Source organism: Prolixibacteraceae bacterium, from assembly GCA_019720755.1.
Classification (GTDB): Bacteria; Bacteroidota; Bacteroidia; order Bacteroidales; family Prolixibacteraceae; genus Halosquirtibacter; species Halosquirtibacter laminarini.
On the sequence record CP081303.1, the window covers coordinates 4,113,237 to 4,133,020 of the forward strand.

General features: G+C 36.4%; 16 protein-coding genes and 1 tRNA gene. 8 read left to right on the forward strand and 9 right to left on the reverse strand.

The genetic code is table 11. The annotated features are described in order from the left end of the window. Positions 1-49 precede the first annotated feature (49 nt). The 3 genes from K4L44_16315 to K4L44_16325 form a co-directional block, all read right to left on the reverse strand. The gene (locus tag K4L44_16315; GenBank protein ID QZE14072.1) at positions 50-1,612 is read right to left on the reverse strand and encodes a type I restriction-modification system subunit M; all 1,563 of its coding nucleotides are present in this window, start codon (positions 1,610-1,612) and stop codon (positions 50-52) included. Positions 1,613-2,972: 1,360 nt separating this feature from the next. Next, positions 2,973-4,076 carry a Fic family protein gene (locus tag K4L44_16320; GenBank protein ID QZE14073.1) on the reverse strand — a complete coding sequence of 368 codons (1,104 nt, stop codon included), beginning with the start codon at positions 4,074-4,076 and terminating at the stop codon, positions 2,973-2,975. Between the two features lie 940 nt (positions 4,077-5,016). After that, positions 5,017-5,090: transfer RNA gene (locus tag K4L44_16325), tRNA-Ile, on the reverse strand. 229 nt (positions 5,091-5,319) lie between these two features. Here K4L44_16325 and K4L44_16330 point away from each other — a divergent pair. Further along, positions 5,320-5,670, forward strand: a complete 351-nt coding sequence (locus K4L44_16330) for a LytTR family transcriptional regulator DNA-binding domain-containing protein (protein ID QZE14074.1) — start codon at positions 5,320-5,322, stop codon at positions 5,668-5,670. 482 nt (positions 5,671-6,152) lie between these two features. Continuing rightward, a complete protein-coding gene (locus tag K4L44_16335; protein QZE14075.1) occupies positions 6,153-6,791 on the forward strand; it encodes an HAD-IA family hydrolase in 639 nt (212 codons plus the stop codon). 20 nt (positions 6,792-6,811) lie between these two features. On the opposite strand, the gene ispG is transcribed toward K4L44_16335, so the two are convergent. Further along, positions 6,812-8,671, reverse strand: a complete 1,860-nt coding sequence (gene ispG, locus K4L44_16340; protein ID QZE14076.1) for a (E)-4-hydroxy-3-methylbut-2-enyl-diphosphate synthase — start codon at positions 8,669-8,671, stop codon at positions 6,812-6,814. A 385-nt stretch (positions 8,672-9,056) separates the two neighbouring features. On the opposite strand from ispG, the gene K4L44_16345 reads away from it, so the two are divergent. Then, positions 9,057-9,965 (forward strand): ATP-binding cassette domain-containing protein, encoded by a 909-nt coding sequence (locus K4L44_16345; protein QZE14077.1) that lies wholly within the window; start codon positions 9,057-9,059, stop codon positions 9,963-9,965. A 254-nt stretch (positions 9,966-10,219) separates the two neighbouring features. Then, complete coding sequence (gene metK / locus K4L44_16350) at positions 10,220-11,476, forward strand: methionine adenosyltransferase (protein QZE14078.1); 1,257 nt, start codon at positions 10,220-10,222, stop codon at positions 11,474-11,476. A gap of 66 nt (positions 11,477-11,542) precedes the next feature. Here metK and K4L44_16355 read toward each other — a convergent pair whose 3' ends face one another. Then, entirely contained in the window at positions 11,543-12,568 is a 1,026-nt protein-coding gene (locus K4L44_16355) for an NAD-dependent epimerase/dehydratase family protein (protein ID QZE14079.1), read from the reverse strand. A gap of 153 nt (positions 12,569-12,721) precedes the next feature. Here K4L44_16355 and K4L44_16360 point away from each other — a divergent pair, with 153 nt between their 5' ends. The 3 genes from K4L44_16360 (at position 12,722) to K4L44_16370 (ending at position 14,251) form a co-directional block, all read left to right on the forward strand. Further along, entirely contained in the window at positions 12,722-13,303 is a 582-nt protein-coding gene (locus K4L44_16360; GenBank protein ID QZE14080.1) for a hypothetical protein, read from the forward strand. A 95-nt stretch (positions 13,304-13,398) separates the two neighbouring features. Beyond that, positions 13,399-13,812 (forward strand): OsmC family protein, encoded by a 414-nt coding sequence (locus K4L44_16365; GenBank protein ID QZE14081.1) that lies wholly within the window; start codon positions 13,399-13,401, stop codon positions 13,810-13,812. A gap of 1 nt (position 13,813) precedes the next feature. Beyond that, complete coding sequence (locus K4L44_16370) at positions 13,814-14,251, forward strand: pyridoxamine 5'-phosphate oxidase family protein (protein ID QZE14082.1); 438 nt, start codon at positions 13,814-13,816, stop codon at positions 14,249-14,251. 90 nt (positions 14,252-14,341) lie between these two features. Here K4L44_16370 and K4L44_16375 read toward each other — a convergent pair whose 3' ends face one another. Then, entirely contained in the window at positions 14,342-15,316 is a 975-nt protein-coding gene (locus K4L44_16375; protein ID QZE14083.1) for an ROK family protein, read from the reverse strand. Positions 15,317-15,502: 186 nt separating this feature from the next. On the opposite strand from K4L44_16375, the gene K4L44_16380 reads away from it, so the two are divergent. Beyond that, positions 15,503-16,144 carry an HAD family phosphatase gene (locus K4L44_16380; GenBank protein ID QZE14084.1) on the forward strand — a complete coding sequence of 214 codons (642 nt, stop codon included), beginning with the start codon at positions 15,503-15,505 and terminating at the stop codon, positions 16,142-16,144. Positions 16,145-16,174: 30 nt separating this feature from the next. Here the strand turns inward: K4L44_16380 and K4L44_16385 are convergent, their stop codons facing one another. The 3 genes from K4L44_16385 to K4L44_16395 form a co-directional block, all read right to left on the reverse strand. Then, positions 16,175-17,284 carry a hypothetical protein gene (locus K4L44_16385; GenBank protein ID QZE14085.1) on the reverse strand — a complete coding sequence of 370 codons (1,110 nt, stop codon included), beginning with the start codon at positions 17,282-17,284 and terminating at the stop codon, positions 16,175-16,177. 102 nt (positions 17,285-17,386) lie between these two features. Continuing rightward, on the reverse strand, positions 17,387-17,680 hold the full coding sequence (locus K4L44_16390; protein ID QZE14086.1) for a hypothetical protein: 294 nt from the start codon (positions 17,678-17,680) through the stop codon (positions 17,387-17,389). A 76-nt stretch (positions 17,681-17,756) separates the two neighbouring features. Further along, entirely contained in the window at positions 17,757-19,598 is a 1,842-nt protein-coding gene (locus tag K4L44_16395) for an Ig-like domain-containing protein (protein ID QZE14087.1), read from the reverse strand. Between the last annotated feature and the right edge of the window lie 186 nt (positions 19,599-19,784).

The following is a 19,784-nucleotide window of genomic DNA, read 5'->3' on the forward strand; positions in this document are numbered from 1 at the left end:
ATTTTGACCTTGCCATCCTCTGTTTGGTAGATTGAGTTTTGGTCGTTTATCACAGTCCGAGTTCGTTCAAAAAACTTTGCAATTTGCTGTCTATCTCTTTTTCACGTCTCTCCACCTCTGCAATTTGTGTACGCACAAGAGCCAAATCGACGATCTCCTCTGGCTCCGAAGTATCGATATATCGGGAGATATTCAGGTTGTAGTCGTTCTCTGCAATCTCTGCGAGATCCACCACACGCATATATTTGTCGACATCCTCTGCTTGGTCGTAGGCAGATACAATCTTGTCAATATGCTTGTCCAACAGTTCGTTCTGATTTTTCCCCTCCTTGTAGTCGTTGCTTGCATCGATAATGGTGATCTTGCCTCTCTGTGCTTCAGACTTTTGTTTGTTGAGGATCCACACACTGGCAGGAATGCCTGTATTGTAGAATAGCGCTGAGGGAAGTCCCACGATGGCTTCTACCAAGTCGGCCTCAATCAACCCTTTACGTATTTTGGCTTCCGACGATCCACGGAACAGCGTACCGTGAGGAAGCACCACACCAGCTTTTCCATCCTGTTTTAGAACGGCCACCATATGTTGCAAGAAAGCCAAATCGGCATAGCCACGAGGTGGCACCCCAAAGGCCAAGCGTCCATATTCGTCTCTCACGACTTTGGCATAGTTGGGAGTTATCTTCTTCTCTTTCCCATTCTTATCCACCTTTGTTTCGATATTCGACTCTGCAGGAGCCCACCACTCTTTCATCGAGAAAGGGGGATTGGCAATCACTCGGTCGAACAACTCCAACTCATTCCGATCGTCTTTGTGTTTCGGATCGTTGAGGGTATCCCCCTTTTGTATGTTGGCATCTTGGAAATTGTGAAGAATCATATTCAACTTTCCAATGGCCCATGTATTTAGATTCTTCTCCTGGCCAAAGAGCGACACATTGATGTGGTTGCCCTCCATGCCCTCCTTCTGCTTGGCAATATATCGGGCACTCTCAATCAACATACCCCCCGAACCACAGGTGGGGTCGTACACCTTATTTTTTGGTTGAGGTTTAATCAGGTTGACAATCAACTTCACCACGCCACGAGGAGTATAGAACTCGCCCCCTTTTTTTCCCGCATCGTCAGCAAACTGCTTGATCAGAAACTCATAGGCATCTCCAAGAAGGTCGCTTGTCTCCAAATGGCTGTTTGCCAGAGAGTGTTTGTTGAAGTGTGAAAGCAGACGTTTCAGTAGGTCGTCCGACAACTTTTCGGTATCTCCAAACTTGGTGGCAGTCATCACCCCCTCTAGTGCATCGTTCTGCTCTTCGATGGCAGCAAAGGCTTTATCTAGCTCCTGCCCCACCTTCTCTGTATGCTTTTTGAGGTTCTCCCATCTGGCACAGGTTGGAAGCTGAAAATAGTTTTCGTCTTCGGCATCCTCTCTATCGACTCCTTCTCTCTCCATTCTTTCGGATACCTCCTCTTCGAAACGGTCGTTAGAACGTTTGAGGAATAGAAGACCAAAGATGTAGTTTTTGAAATCGGAAGAGTCGATACTTCCACGTAATATATTGGCTGATTCCCAAAGCCAGCTCTCTAGCTCGTTCAGGGTGAGTTTATTATTTGTCATGAGTCTGTTCTATGTTGTAACAACAAATTTATAAAAAATAGTGGTTCATCCCCTTTTATAGATACAGATATATATCAAGAGGATCGTATGGCATAGACAACAACCCTTGAGACCGATATTTGCGATGCTGCCGATTCATTTTGCGGGTTCTTGTGATGAATATATATTCCTATTTATGTTCAGCAATTGTGCGTCCAAACAACATAAAGCACCTCAAAAATCAGCATGTTGGAAATACAAACGCATTTTTGGGAACAGAATCATAAAGATTGGAACCACCACATTATCGTGTAACCACCATTTACTGTTCTCCATGAAGCATTTCTTAGGACAGCGTCACACACATTGGGGGCCACTATTTCAGACAGTATCCACATTATAAATAATACTCCATGAAACATAATATACTCCTATTTGATCATAGGTTCGGTTACCCTTCCTTTACCCTTCCTTTACCCTTCAGTTACTCTAGGGGTAATGAAACCCTAACTAAACCCTATGGTTGAAGTATATTATTTAGGGTTTATGTTATATTCTGACACAGTCCAGAAAAGTGTGTAAGTTGATTTGTCGTAGGGGCATCCCCTTGTGGGTGCCCTTTGGTTTGTGAAACAAACCATTAATGATGAATTATTGATGATTATTTATATGTGGTTTTTATATGCGATTCTCGCATATTAGGGCACCCACAAGGGGATGCCCCTACATGTGGATGATGAAAAAATGAAACATCACGATTTGTTGCGACAATTTGTTGAATGGTTATTACGGTTGCTGCAACATGTTTGAAATTATTCCAACATATTTAAAATGAATGATTTTAATGTTTTGATGTGGATGATGTGAAAAATGATACATCACGATTTGTTGCGACAATTTGTTGAATGGTTACAGCGGTTACTGCAACATGTTTAAAATAAATGATTTTAATGTATTGATGTAAAAATGATATATCACGATTTGTTGCGACAATTTGTTGAATGGTTACAGCGGTTGCTGTAATATGTTTAAAATAAATGATTTTAATGTATTGATGTTTCGTAGGGGCATCCTCTTGTGGGTGCCCTTTGGTTTGTGAAACAAACCATTAATGATTGAAATTATCAAAACTGCTAGCAATGACAATCAGAAGAAGTTATTGCAACTTTATGAACGTATTGAAACGGAAATTGTAAAAGGGTAAAAAGAACTAAATTTATTGGGTACAATATTGAGTCAATAAATTTGTATCTTACTAATTTAATACAATAATACACAACCATATTAGTGTCTAATCAAATATACACAAATAAATTTGTGTATTGTATTCCACTTCATATTATACACAATTGACTTTGTGTATGATATAGACTACTCAAAATTAAAAGACTTTTCGGCCTTCTGATATATTTAATAATGCGGGGAAGCAAAGAACTGCAGCACGACGCCCTTTTCCTGGTTGTAATTCTTTTAGTATGTTGTGATCTTTCAGTTGCTTTAACAACCCCATTGCAGTTGGTTTCTGAATGTTGGTAGCTGTAATAAAGTCAGATGTTTTAAATATAGGCTTATTAAAAATCGCATCTAATAGATGAATGACGTATTGGGAATGGGTAATATCATGCACTCTATCCTTCATTTCATCATAAAGGCTCATTATATCTTTCACTTTTTGACTATTGTCTTTAGCTTGACTAGTAATAGCTTTAAGGAAGAATTCAATCCAACCAGTCCAATCATTATTTCTAGAAATATTTTGTAATTTATTATAGTATTCATCTCTATGAGCCTCAAGATATTGACTTAAATAGAACATCGGCTGAAAAATCTTCCTTTTTTGGAAAAGAAAAAGTGGTATAAGAATACGCCCTATTCTACCATTACCGTCTTTGAATGGATGTAGAAGTTCAAATTGAGCATGTACGATAGCCGTTTGCAGTAAAACATCGACCTCTTCATTTTCAATGTAATTTTGCCACTTATCCAAATAATTTTCAAGTTGTAAAGGATTTGGTGGAACAAATGTCGCATTTTCTATGGTACAGCCATGTTTTCCAATCCAATTTTGATCTTTCCTAAATTCACCAGGAGACTTGTCTTGCCCTCTAACACTGTTGAGTAGTATTTTATGTATCTGCTTAATAAAAGAAAGAGTAATCGGACGTTCCTTTAGGTATTCATAAGCGTCATAAAGTGCTGTTCTATAGTTAATAACCTCTTGAATGTCATCAAGCTTTCTACCTTCATATCTTATTCCAGCTTCTTGTTCTAAAACTTCATCAACGGTCGCTTGTGTTCCTTCAATTTTTGATGATAACACAGCCTCTTGAATTGTTAAAGGAGATAGCATTACTTGTGGATTTGTAATTCCTTGTAACAAACCATCATATCTAGCAAGCTCAGCATTAGCTTCACCAACTAGAGAAAATAATCTCTGGTAATCTAACCCTTGAATAGGTAAGTCGTTTGGAATATATGACCTCATTTTCTTTTTTCTTTGAAATTCTATCAATAGTAACAATATACACAATCAATTACAACTAACGAAAATTTTATTTTATAAATGGGCTTTATTTTTTATACCTATTTTGATAGGATGAAGGAGCGGTAAAGGCTTTAAATTTGGGGAACAAAAGATTGTTTACATATTTTTTTGCTGAGTCATATCGGTTACTTTTGCAGTGTTATTATTTTCCTTACACTCGCACTTAGCACCACTTTCTGTGGTAAATATTTAGTTCGCTTATTTAACCTCGCATAATCAAAGATTTGCAAGTTTTTTTGTAAGTACATATCATGCAACTCCTCTTTTATCATAGAATTTGTGTAATATTTTGGGCAATAATTTGTGTAACACGCTATTGGACTATTGATATTTTCTGGACAATATGTAGTGACCGTTTTGCCAATAAATCAGATCAATAGATAATGAAATACAAAAAAGGAAGAGCGCAAATATATAGATAATTTGCAAAAGTCCTCTTTATTTAGGTCATACACACAAGTCATATATGCATGTCCCATCTTCACTGCAAACTCATTGATAACAATATGCTTTCCTCCCTTTAGTCTAGGAGGATAATCTTTTGATTTTAAGTGAGACTTAATGGTCTTTTAACAATATTCCAATTAACCAATGTGTTATCAAGTTTAGTTAATCATGCTATTTCAATATTTTTTATCGAAGAAATAAGTTTTTGCAGTTGTTTCAACATGTTTGAGATGAATGATTCTTATGAGTTGATTTGTCGTAGGGGCATCCCCTTGTGGGTGCCCTTTGGTTTGTGAAACAAACCATTAATGATGAATTATTGATGATTATTTATATGTGATTTTCATATCCGATTATAGTATGATATGAATTTAGGAAACTTACGTGTATAAAAAAAGCAGTTACGATCTCTCGTAACTGCTTTATCCCAAAGTGGGCCCACCTGGGCTTGAACCAGGGACTCCCTGATTATGAGTCAGGTGCTCTAACCAACTGAGCTATAGGCCCGATATAGAACGCGTTTGTTCTACTTTCTGTGTGCAATATTAAGCTATTTGATGTGATATACAAAATATTTTAGATGCTTTTTTTATAAAAAAAAACATCCATTTAATTATCTTGTTGATTACAAAAAGGTTGCGTTTTTTCTAAATAAGCGCGGTTGTATGCGATTCTCGCTTACTTCTCTTACCTTTGTACTGTTTTGCTATTTAAGTACCAAACACAAGGAGTAGTTATGATAAAGAAGATTTTAACCTTAACTGGAAATGTTGAGATTGACTTCTCGTTGATACATTACCTAGATTATGAAAAGAATATTATTACGTTGAAGGGGGATTCTGTAAAATATTTGGTTCGAGGTAGTTTGTCAAGTTTGAGTTCTCAACTTTCTGATACATTCGTCTCTATTGATCGTAGTAGACTAATTAATGTTTTGTATGTGGACTCTTTAAGTAAAGATAATGCAACGGTTCTGATGAAGAATGGTGAATCTTTTAGTGTGTCCAGACGTAAACAAAACCACCTTAGAGGTGTTCTTTCAAGAGTATATAGTGATTTAATCCCATCCATAAGGATAGAAGCATAATTTTTTTGACAACATTGGTCTTACCAATATGCCATTAAGATGGTTTTCGATGTTTTTAAATAAGAATGACCTTTCATAAAATTGAGATTATCCTGTCTCTTTGTATGTTTGAAGTAGCAATTTTCTTTACTTAGATTCCCTAAGCAACGAATTATGTTGTTTACTTCTTGTGAGGAAGCCGTATCCCCCTACGGCTTCTTTTTTTTTGTGCAATAATTAAGTTCGATTCTATAAAGTGTAGTAAAGTCTTTCACTTCCTTAAAATGGGATATTGGTCATACCAAAAAACCATTTAATGATAAAAAATCAATAATATGATTAGTTTTCGAGGCGTTTCATCTTTGTAGAAGAAGTGTTCTTGTATATTAGCAGAGCAATTTTCTTTACTTAGATTCCCAAAACAACGATTAAAGTTGTTTTACTCCTTGTTTAAGAAAGCTATAATCCCCCTTATAGCTTTCTTTTTTTTTATCTTCGTTATCATGAAATTATCACCACAGTTACTTGTATTCGATTTGGGACGTGTGCTCCTTCATATCGATGTAGATAGATGCTATCGCACCTATTCTGATTTAGGGATTCCATCCCATTACGAAATTAGTTTAAAAACTCTTTTTCAGAAGTATGAATCTGGTAATATCTCAGAACAGCACCTTTTAGATAGGGTGAATGAGGATTTGGGAACTACTTATACTTACGAGGCGTTTTGGTCTTGCTGGGACGCAATGATCGTTTCTTACGATCGTGAAGTGGTCTCTTTGATAGAGGATTTGAGAACAAATTATCAGGTGGTGCTTCTAAGTAACACAAATTTGCGTCATCAACTTGTTTTTGAAAAGATGTACCAAGAGTGCTTTGGTGGAGGTTTAGAGTCGTTATTTGATCGACTGTTTTACTCCCATGAGTTACAGTGTTCGAAGCCGTCTCCTTTGATATATGAGAAAGTAGAACGTGCGTTGAATGTTGAAGGGGAATCGATTCTATTTTTTGACGACTTGAAAGAGAATCTCTCTGCAGCGAATGAAAGAGGTTGGGCTACACAACAAGTTATGGAGGATAAATATGCATTTAAAGCGACTCTTAAGAGGTTAATAGATATAAAAAAAGCTCCCTATAATTAGAGAGCTTTTTGTTATTATAATTATGAGTTGTCTGGTTCACGCCAGTCCCCATACTCTTTCATTAGTTCAATCATTTCAGCCACGGCATCTTCGCTAGGAATCATTTTTTTAACAAGGCGTTGCCCCTTGTATAGATTTACTTTTCCAACACTTGATCCGACATAGCCATAGTCTACATCTCCCATCTCTCCAGGTCCATTTACAATACATCCCATCACTCCAATCTTAAGGTGATTCAGGTGAGAGAAGTGTTTTTTAATAGTTCCTACTGTGCTGTGAAGTTCGAATAGTGTTCTACCACAACCAGGACAAGAGACAAATTCGGTTTTTGTTACTCTCATTCTACTTGCTTGCAGAAGGCTGTAAGATAGGTTCTTTAATTCGCTGTATCCAATACTTCCTTTATTAGAGATAAGAATCCCATCACAGTATCCATCAATAAGAAGTTCTCCAAGATCTGCTGCCGAGTTTATACGTAGCATATTCATGTCGTTCTCTTGGTATTGACGGAGAAGGATTACAGGGTTTTTGCATATAGCAGCATCCAACTCCATAAAGAAAGCTCTCATCTCAGCTGTTGGGTTCTGGTTTATAGACTCCATTAAGATGACCACATTTCTCTCTCTTTTCAGTTTCTCTACCACTTCTGGGTTCAACCTCTTAAATTGATCGTATTCGTTTTTATTCATACGAACAAATCGTGGCTTACGATGGTGGAAGTCTTCAAATAGATATTCGTGAAGCGAAATGATTGGAAGCTTCTCTCCATCTAAACTAAAGATATCTGCACCGTCGTAGAAATATTCGGGAATGGTGTTGTCTCTAAAGGATCTTACCTCTTCGAGAGAACATCCGTTTAAGGATGCCACAACTACATTCTTTTGTCGTCCTCCGATATTACCAATAGGACGTTGTGACCTCCTTTCGTATTCAAAAGGGTTTGTTTGTGCAAACATTGGTGCATCGATGTGATCGTGCCCTCTGCGTTTGTTGATATAGGAGATTAATTGTTTTGCAAATTTCACCTCGTTTTCTGGTTTCTCTGTAAGTGAAACACGAATAGTGTCGCCTAGCCCATCGGCAAGAAGTGTACCTGATCCGACAGCCGATTTTACTCGTCCATCCTCTCCTTCTCCAGCTTCTGTTACTCCGATATGGAATGGGAAATTCATCTCTTCTAGTCTCATTCTGTAGTTCATCAGTCTAACGGTAAAGACCATGATACGGGTATTGCTAGATTTAATAGAGATAACCACATTCTTGAAATTTACCTTTTGGCAAATACGAAGGTACTCCATCACTGATTCCACGATACCCGCAGGAGTATCTCCGTATCTACTCATGATACGGTCTGAAAGAGATCCTTGGTTTGCACCAATACGAATAGCGGTATTGTGTTTAGAACACTCCTCTAGAAATGGAATGAACTTTTGTTCGATTTTTGTTAATTCTTCTTGATACTCTTCGTGAGTATATTCAATTTTTTTAAACTTCGCCCTAGGGTCGTAGAAATTTCCAGGATTTATGCGAACTTTAGAGACATGCTTTAATGCCTCGTAAGCAGCTGCTGGATTAAAATGGATATCTGCAATTAGTGGTGTGTTTATCCCCTTCTCGACTAGTGCTCGTTTTATATTTTTTAGGTTTTCGGCCTCTTTAATGCCAGGGACAGCCATACGAACAAAGTCTGCACCCTCTTTTACAATTCTTTCAATTTGCTCAACAGTAGCTTCTGTGTCGTTGGTGTTTGTATCAGTCATCGACTGAATACGGATGGGATTGTCCCCTCCAACACCGACCCCACCGATTATCACTTCAGAAGTTTGTTGTCTTTGGAAAGTTGTTAAGCTTTTGACATAGTTGAAGTTTCTGTCTTTCATGGGTAATCAAATTTTCTCGGTGACTCTAGTGCCAAAAAAAGAGTCTAAGTTTATAAAATGATGTCTGTGGTTATAGTTCTAAAGACGATATCTAAAAGTATAGAAAACATCTATTATCTTTATCTTTTATTTTAGAGACCACCCGAATTAAAAATGATCGAAAAGTTTATTTTAGAGAATTTCGATTTAGCAAATTTAATCTTAAATTTTGGATTTTGATAATAATCGACCATTTGTTCTCTTATTTTATATGAGAAATATCATAAGGAGGGATAGGAACAAATAATCCGGTTTTTTGCGTATCATTCTGTTAAAAATAAAATGATTTAAGCTTAATCGTTTTGAGCCACTTTATTCAGAATAATTTTAATAAAACAAACACGTTATGTCAATTCACATAAAAGAGGTTAGTAAATTTTTTTCAAACCAAAAAGCATTAGACAATGTGGTTCTTTCGCTAGATGAGGGAGATGTTGTGGGTTTTCTTGGCCCCAATGGGGCAGGTAAATCTACCTTAATGAAGATTATTTCTGGTTATATGCGTCCTAGTAGTGGAATAGTATCTGTGTTGGGCATGGATATTCAAGAGAGTCGAGTGAAAGTACAGCAAGAGATTGGATATTTGCCTGAACACAACCCTCTTTATGATGAATTATATATACGAGAGTATTTAAGACATGTAGCTTCTCTTTATGGGGTGAAACGTCCTAAAGATCGAGTGGAGGAGATGATTGCTCTTTGTGGTATATCTAAAGAGTCCAATAAGAAGATCGGGATGTTGTCTAAAGGTTATAAACAGCGTGTTGGGCTTGCTCAAGCTCTTCTTCACGATCCTAAAGTACTGATACTAGACGAACCAATGAATGGACTTGATCCCAATCAAATAATAGAGATTCGAGAGCTTATTAAAAACGTTAGTGTTGGAAAAACTGTACTTTTTTCTTCTCATATAATGAGTGAAGTATCGCAGATGTGTGACCGAGTTGTGATTATTAATGAAGGGAAGATTGTTGCCGATGACCGATGTGATATTTTACTTAGAGAGCATCATATGAATCCACGATACAAGGTGAAGTTTAAATTGCCATTGAATCAAGAAAATATTGAACAACTTTCAGTATTTGCTAAAGTTCAGCGAATAGACCATTTCTACTTGATTGAAGCGCGAGATCACACCCCTATTGAAGAACATATCTTTTGGTTTGCTGTGGAAACAAAGAATCCTATTATGCATATAAATATGTTTAGCTCTGAACTAGAGGATGTCTTTAAGTCTTTGACTACAAGGGGGTAGTTGTAATCGATCGTCTTTTCTAAATAAGAGGTCGTGCTTGTAATTTAGAAGATCTTTTTGCCTTTTATTAAAAATAAAAGTTTACTTTTGCATTTAAATAATAGAATTAGTGGACGGATTTGATTGATTGCAACCACAGAAAAAAATGCTAAAGCAATGCTGTTTTCTGCAAACTTATCAATCATATAATCCCATCCAAATTTTAATGTTTAATTGTTTTGACCGACACGGAGTCGGCATTAAAATTTATAAATATGGGTTATTTATTTACCTCAGAATCGGTGTCTGAAGGACATCCAGATAAAGTCTCTGATCAGATATCAGATGCACTATTAGATGCATTATTGGCTTACGATCCAAACTCTAAAGTGGCTATTGAGACAATGGTTACTACTGGACAAGTAGTTGTTGCAGGGGAGGTGAAGACCAATACATACATTGACGTTCAAAAGCGTACTCGTGACGTAATTAATAGAATTGGTTATACTAAGAGTGAGTATAAATTTGATGGAGATTCTTGTGGAATATTATCTGCTATTCACGAACAATCTGATGATATTAACCGTGGTGTAGATCGCGAAGATCGTAAAAATCAGGGTGCTGGTGACCAAGGGATGATGTTTGGTTATGCATCAACAGATACGGATGAGTTTATGCCTCTTTCTTTAGAGATTTCACACAAGTTGTTAATTGAGCTTGCTGCGATTCGAAGAGAAGGAAAAGAGATGACTTACCTACGTCCTGATTCAAAGTCGCAGGTAACGATTGAATATGATGAAGATACGCATCAACCTGTTCGTATTCATACGATGGTTCTTTCTACACAACATGATGATTTTGATGAGGATGAAGCAATGTTGAATAAGATTCGTGAAGATGTGAAGAATATTCTATTGCCTAGAACTATTGCTACGCTTCCTGCACGTGTTCAATCGCTTTTTGATGAGAATCTGATCCTTCACGTAAACCCAACAGGGAAGTTTGTGATTGGTGGACCTCATGGAGATACAGGACTTACTGGTCGTAAGATTATTGTGGATACTTATGGTGGAAAAGGGGCTCACGGTGGTGGTGCTTTTTCTGGAAAAGATCCTTCAAAAGTAGACCGTTCTGCTGCATATGCTTCAAGACATATTGCGAAGAACTTGGTTGCTGCTGGGGTTGCTGAAGAGGTACTTGTTCAGTTGTCTTATGCTATTGGTGTTGCAGAGCCAATTAACATCTTTGTGAATACTTATGGTCGTTCAAAAGTGGCATTGTCAGATAACGAGATTGCAAATAAAGTTTCTGAGATTTTTGATCTTAGACCTTATGCAATCGAGGAGAGACTAAAGTTACGTAATCCTATTTATGAGGAGTCTGCTGCTTATGGTCATATGGGTAGAAAACCTCAAATTGTAAAAAAACAATTCTCTTCTCCTTATGCTGGAGGTAAAGAGATAGAAGTTGAGCTTTTTACATGGGAGAAGTTAGACTATGTGGATAAAATAAAAGAGGCTTTCAATATCTAATTTTTTTTGAAAGTTCTACTTAAGATATAAAAAGGTCACATCTAAGTTTGGATGTGACCTTTTTTCTTACGAGTGCTCTTGTATATATTGTTTCGCAATTCGATGAATGGTTTGTTCGATAGGGGTGTATTGAAGACCAATTTTGGTCTCTATCCTATTTCCATTGTAGTAGCTTCTGTTGCATGCACTTTTGAGGGTTGCTTTTGTTAATTTTGGAGTTCTTCTACATAGTCGAGAAAGTACCGCTTCGATCCAGTAGGCTAATTTCATTCCAGATGTCGTGATTTTCCATTTGGGAGCAACGACGTGAAGCTCTTTTGCAATATTATCGAAGATCGCTTTGTATGGAAGATTGTATCCGTTTAAAACAAATTTTTGGCCTTTTACTTCATTCCAATTTTTATCAGAGGTTAGCTGAACCATTGCCTCTATACAATCTTTTACATCCACAAAACCAGTACCCCCTTCTGTGTAGAAATATATTCTTTTTGCAATGGTTGAAAAAAATCGTGGACTTCCTTTTTGCCAATTGCCCGAACCGAGGATGACAGATGGATTAATAATTACAATAGGAAGCCCCATTTCGTGGCCTCTCCATACCTCCATCTCAGATTGGTACTTACTGATAGCGTATGCATTTTTGTCTTTATCACTCTTCCAATAGTTCTCTTCGTCTGTAAACTTTTTATCAGATATTTTCTCTAGAGCAGCAACTGAACTGACATGACAAAACTTTTTGACTTTATTCTCTATCGCAATGTCAATTAAATTGGCTGTTCCTTCACGGTTATTGAGGATCATCTCTTTTTCATCCTTTTTCGAAAATGAAACGATTGCTGCGGTGTGATAAACAATAACCACCCCTTTCATGACTTCTCTTAGTCTGCTTGGATTATTTATGTCGGCATCTACCCATTCAATCTTTTTAAATAGTGTTTCGGCCTCTTTGGGTTCGAAGAAATTAAAAATATTTTTAACAGAAGTAAGGTCGCTACTTTTGCGTTTTGTTGCAATTATTCGATCATCTCCTTTGCTTAATGAAAGCAAAAGATGTGCTCCTAACATTCCAGTTCCACCTGTTATTAGTATCATATTTGGGTATATCTGTATTAAATCACATTATGCTTATACAAAATAATAAAAATTAGATAGATAGAAAATAGTTGTATTGTTATGTAAAATTGAATATAAGGTGTATATTTATTGTTGATAACAAATATTTCCTCTACTTAAAGAAGAGACATTATGAAGAAAATTGAATCTTTTTTACTCTATGTTTTTGGGCTCACTCTAATTCTTCGAATCACATTGATATTTCCATATCGATTTTATAGTTTGACTGTGTGTTTAGCTCTTATTATCTTTTATCTTGTTTGGACCATTGGTTCTTTGAACGAGGTGGATCTTTTAACCTATTTTCGAGATTTCCGTAAGAGGAAACTTAGATGGGATAGGGTGAGCCAAGGGGTTGGGTGTATATTGATTTTACTAGGGTTAAGTTCAATGGAGTATATTTGGCCTTATTATCGTATTCTTCTTTGGCTTGGTGTATTCTTTATAATGCAATCTTTTTTGATTGAATTGATAAGCTTCTATAAACAAAATGTCCCCGTAGGGAGTACCTTAAAGCGTTCTTTCTTTTGGTTGATTATAGCCTTTATGTTTATATCGACATCAGAGTCCACCATCTTTATAAGAATGTATCGAGATCATCCCCGATTGGTTCAATATTATAAAACGTATGTCGAAAACCCAAAGAGTGAGAGGGATAGAAAACTTTTAAAAAAGGAGTTTAATCGTGTTGAGGATGAGATGTCTAAAAGATAAAAAACGTCGTAGTTTTCTGCAATAAACCTCTTGAATTTTTCTACATTTGAGATGAAAACGAATGGTTTGTTTTTCACTAAAAAGATGTAAATATTATGACTACAGCTAATTCTATTTACTTAGGAGATCTTCGTATAAAGAGCACTCATCTAGCTTCTGAGGTGGAGATTCTTTCGGATGCTCCTGTGGATAATTGTGGTAAAGGGGAAGCTTTTTCTCCTACAGATATGGTTGCTACCGCGTTTGCAAATTGTATGTTGACTATCATCGGCATTGGAGCAAGAGATCGAGGAATTGATATTGTTGGGACTCGAGCTGAAGTGACAAAAGTGATGATTTCGGATCCTCGTAGAATTTTTGAAATTAAAGTAGACGTTTACTTTCCAAATAAAGAATATAGTGAAGAGGATAAACTTTTCCTTGCCGACAATACTAGATCGTTTCCTGTTGGAGAGAGTTTGAATCCATCGATTATTAAAACTATAAACTACTATTGGAGCGAATTGTAAGATGGGGAAAGTAGATCAAAGATTTGTAGATTTTATTCATGAGCATCATGTGATGACTCTTGCTACTTGTGTGAATAATATGCCATGGGTTGCAAACTGTTTTTATACTTATGATGCAGAAGAGAATATTTTTATTGTTACTACCGATACAAAAACCAAACATGGAACACAGGCAATAGAAAATAGTTGTGTTGCTCTTAGCATTGTATTGGAGACAGAGAAGGTGGGAATGATTCAGGGACTTCAAGTGTCTGCTAAGATGGAGTGCATCGAGGCATCTATGTTCTCTAAATATCGTTTAAAATATCTAAAGAGATTTCCATATGCAGTACTAAAACAGAGTGATCTTTGGATTATTTCTCCAAAACAGATGAAGTTCACAGACAACCGTCTAGGCTTTGGAAAGAAATTGATCTGGGAGACTGAAGTACTCTTATAAGCAGAGGTTTTTGAAGACTATTAAAGAAGATATAAACAAATAAGGGAGCTTTGCGCTCCCTTATTTGTATTCTCTTTTGTCAAGAGTATATTATTTGTTGATTTCGTTCCAAACCAATGCAGATGCACCAACAATAGCTGCGCTTCCTGATTTCAATTCAGAAGGAAGGATACGTACTTTGTTTGCAAAGATTGGTAACAAGTACTCTTCCATCGATTCTTTGGTTGGCTTAAAGATATAATCTCCTGCTGCCGTTGGACCACCAAAAAGGAATATTGCCTCTGGGCTTAGGTGATGAACTGTATCAGCCAATGCTCTACCTAACAATTTTCCAGTACGTTGGAATGCTTCGATTGCGATCTTATCTCCTCTTTCTGCAGCTTCAAATACTATTTTAGAATTTAATTCGTCAAAAGTGTATTTTGTAAGTTCGCTATCTCCACCATTATAGTGTGCTAATAACTCAAATGCAGTTCTCTTGATACCAGGAGCTGAACAGTATGCTTCTAGGTGACCAGGAGTTCCACAACCACAACTTCTACCGTTAGGAACCACAATAGTGTGTCCAATCTCTCCAGCAAATCCATCGTGACCGTATACTAAATCGCCATTCACAACGATACCACTACCTAGACCTGTACCTAGAGTAATCATCACAAAGTTTTTCATTCCTTTGGCACCACCATAAACCATCTCACCGATAGCAGCAGCGTTTGCATCATTAGTAAGTGCAATTACAGGAAGATCAAAACGTTTTTTTACTAGCTCTACTAGAGGAACTACTCCTTTGAAAGATAGGTTTGGAGCATATTCAATAGTACCACTATAGTAGTTACCATTTGGTGCACCGATACCGATACCAAGAATTTCAATATCTGAACTTAGTTGTTTAACAGACTCAATCATCTCTTGTACACCAGCTGATAGGTCCGTAATATAACGGTCTACATCCCCATGTTTTGGTGTAGGGATATCATTTTTTACTAAAACTTGTCCCATCTCGTCTACAACACCAAAAACGGTGTTAGTACCTCCTATATCGATACCAATTGCAACTTTTTTCATAATTATAATCTTTTCTGTAAATTCTGATGTGTTATATATCTACAACTATTGCTTGGTTCTAAAAAGCTGTAGTTGCTGAACAAATATAAAAATTTAAATGATAAAACTCATTCAGTACAAGGGCTTAAATGAAAGGATCTTTGTAGATTGGCTCTCTATTAGTTAAGAATATTTATAACATTATATATGATACAGTTTTTATTTGATATGGATGGCCTACTTCTTAATACAGAGTGGGCTTGGGAAGAGGCTATTGCTTTTGAGTTTCGTAAATTAGTGCCAGACTTTGATCTCTCTTTTTTTTCTGAGATTAGTGGCAAAGGAATATTTGATATAACAAGGTGGTTTGTTGAGAAGAATCAAATAGATATGGATCCTCTTGAACTTGGTGATTTAATTATTAAAAGGGTCATTGTGCTGTTTTGTAATGAACCCCAATCAATGAGTGGCGCATTACAGTTTGTGAAAGATTCTAGAGAGAAGGGGATTGGAACAAACCTTGTAACCTCTTCTCCTAAAGTGGTTGTGGAGGCTTTTCTGGCTGAGACAGGGTTGTCTCAGATGTTTGATACGGTCACTACAGGTGATGAGGTTCATGTGGTAAAACCAGATCCATCTATCTATCTTAAAGCAGTGGAAAAGTTAGATAATAACACTTCTGGTGTTGCGGTTTTTGAAGATAGTATTCCTGGAGTCATCGCAGCCAAAGCTGCAGGATTATACACGGTGAAGGTACATGCATCGAATCACTTCGATAGAGGACAAGACATCTCCTGGAGTTCTTTTGACCAGCAAAAGGTTTCATCGGTAGTGGATGCTTTAAATTGAAGTCTTCAAGTGTATAATTTCAAAGTGTCTTTAAGGAAAGATTGCTTGGTTGTATTCGGAATGTTTACTCCACGAAAGGGTTTGATAGTATGAGAAGTATTGGTTGTCGTTTCGTGTCGGGATGTAGCAACTGATCCCGTTAGATCTCTCTAGTTCTATTTTAGATAGAAACCAATCAGTATGGTCATGAAAGACAATGAGTCTCTTTAACGAACTTTTGACTTTTTCGTAATCCTGAGGGGAATAGTTTTTTTTAAGCATATCATGAAAATCATAACATTTGTATACGTTGTCTAGCTGTAGTACATTCTCTGATGTTATTACCTCTTTTCGATGATTACGAATGGATTGAAAAGCTTGTTCAACCTCAGGGATATATGCCGTTTGATAGATAGATATGCTAGCGGATTGTTGAGATGGTTCTATTTGATTTGTGTAGTGATCAATATATTGTTGACATGCATCTATTAATCTTTGTTGAATAGGTGCTTTTTCGTTTAGGAGTTTGGGAATCATGTCTCTATAGTAGAAACCTTCTTTAAGGACATTGGTAGGTGCAGCAACGATGTATTCTGCATTGTGTTGGAGTTCTGAAATTACTTCGATACTTCCCATGAGACAAGAATCAAAAAGTATGGTTCTAAATTTTATAGGTAATGCTGAAACTAATTTGTCGATGTTTATAGTCGTGCCTCTGTCGTATCCAAAAGATTTAGTTCTTGTGGGGATATTAGGAAACCAAGCATTGCTATGCGACCATAATATGAGATCATAATTTTGTGAAGGATAGAGACGGATCATCTCCTGAAGTGTTTCGTAAATAACCTTTGGGTTTGCAGAGTCATCGTGAGAGTACATTTTTACTATATGATTCTGGATGCTTGACATATTGGGTTGATTCAATTCATATAGTTTCGCATTTCCTTGACCTGCATCTATATATACGACAACTTTCTGTCCTTTATTAAGACCTTGCGCTATTTGATAGGAGTCGAGGAATGCTTCATTATAAAGATCGTTGTCAGCAATCATATAGACGAGGAGTGTCTCTTGGTATTGTTGATGAGATGGTGTCTCCTCTTTTTTACAACTAGAGAGAAAAAAAATAGTTACAATGATGATCAATAATACTCTAGGCATAAAAGTAAGAATATCAAGTGCCATGAAAAGGCACTCCGTTTGGTAAAAACAAAGGCTATCTTATAGAAGACAGCCTTTGTTATTTATTTATAAAAAAAATCGTTAGTCTGTAGACTTTACAAGTTCATTAAATTGTGTGTATGATTTATTAATTTCATTAATTAAATCAGTAATAATTCCACGGTAATGTTTTTTCACCAACTTAGGGTTGTCTTTTCCGTCAGGATGATTTGTCCTCCAAATAAGCTCACAACGACTTTTGTCTAACTCAAGAATAATATCCCAAGCAGCATCTTTAGTCTTCTCATCATGGAACTCCATGTATAGGAAACAATCTTGGATTACCATGTCTGTGATATAATCTATATCTTTTTTTAATTTTCGGATACTTGCCATAGCTAATACATTTTTATTTGTAATCACTTAATTGTCTATAGTCGAAATTTAAGAAACACTTGGGATTAAAACAAAATTAATTAAGATCTTTCATAACATCTTTTTTCTTCTTGTCATTATCCTGAATGTCTTTTGTAAACTCGAGAGGGTTCGGTAGATCCCAATATTTTTCATTATCCCAATTGGATCTGATATTCATTACCTCTTGATAATAAACAACACCTTCAGGCATTTGTTGGTTCAATAGATTTCCTGGATCCCATACCCCATTGTTATTTCGATCAAAGATTGCTTTTAAAATATATTTACCTGGTTTGACATAAAAGAAGTCGATTTTTCCATTTGCATGAACAGTAAGTTCGTTCACTACTGTTTCGTCTTTATCATTTTTAAGAAGTTGAATTAAAGTAGGGCAAACAATATTCTTTATATCTAAGATGATTTTGCCATAGTAGGATTCTTTCTGAACCTTGATGTTCATGTCTAGTTTGTTACTAAGAGCTTGGTATATATTCTTAGTTGCTGCAGAATCAACTAAGAGCTTATAATTTCCACTCTCTTTCATCTTAAAGTCTATATAGAATAGTCTCTCGCTATATTCATCCTTAGTGATAGTGAATGGCACAGGAACATCTAATGTATCTATCTTTTCTGTAAGATGAAGACTCTCTTTAGGAAGAGAAGCTACGGGTTCTTTGGTTTCCAAATATATTCTAGAGTAAGGATCTACGGTTTGAGAGCCATTAGATTCCCATGTGAAAGTAGGAATAGTAACTTTATTATCTTTAATTTTTCTTCTTCGCTTCTTCTTCGGAACAATCTTTTTGGGTTTCAGTAGCTCTAGTGTATCCGTTTGTATTTTCGGATTATAGAGTGAGTCAGGAACAGTATAGGTCACAGAAATAAGGATCGTGTCTTTGCTGTATACCTCTGGGTCCGTAATCCAAAAGTTGATCGAATCATTTTCGAGACTAGTCTCTTTATATAGCCATTCGGGGATAGGCTTGTCAATGTTAATTGCCTCAATCTTAAAATTATCATCTAAAGATTCAGAGAACCCGATGTAAAAATGGGTTGAATCGATTCGTTTATAATCGTTCATCGTTTGCAATAGTACCTTCTCTTGAGACATAGAAAGAAGCACTGGTTTGGGACTGTAATTAATCGTACCAGTCACCAAAAGAGTGTCTAGCCCTCTAACCATTGTGTCTTGCTCAGGAATAAACTTTGCAGAAGGAGTAAGAGTGTGCGGAAGAAATGCATATGGTTCACTGTGATTATCAAGCTTGCCATCTCCATTAAGATCTGAAACAGCATATATCTTATATGTTTTCGCAGCCAATCCATCGACAATAAATACCCCTTCTTTATTTGTCTTTGCTATATAGTTGGGGCGCTCTTTGATTGCAGCGCTATCGGCAAGATCTGAATAGATAAAGATTGTTGCATCATCAACAGGCATCAGATTTTTGGCATCACGTACCATACCAGCAATACGTAGCGTGTCAATGGTTTTCCCGGTTGAGAATGAAGTTCTGAAATTTAATAGCTTGTTTCCTTCATTATAATCCTCCACAGCGTCCTTAAAATCGAGTGTGTAGGTTGTATTTTGTAACATGGTATCTTTGAATGTTACGACAAATAATTTACCTCTAGTTTTGATTTCAGGCTTCTCTTTTTGTGGTGGTGATACTACTAGTTTCTGTCGAAGTTCTGTTAGTGAAACAAATTCATTAAACACGACTTTGAACTCGTCTCCTTTAAAGTTAGTTTCCTTAATGTTGGGAACCATCTCTACTACTGTGGGTGGGATGGTGTCTTTGTCTCCTCCTGTTGGACGTCCTACATTGGCACAAGATGAAGCAATCCATGTCAAAATAATGGAAAGAAAAGCGATATATGAAAATTTCGTATTCAAAGTATCCAAGTTTATATTATATATATAGTACTACAAATCTACAAAAAATAGAGTTAATCAAGATTTAAGGGTCAACTTGCCAATTTCAAAAGTGTCATAATAGTTCAAATTCTCTGATGTCATCTCTTTTATTTGTATCTATGACAGGTTGGACAAGAATGGAGACTACTGTTTTTCTCTAAAGCC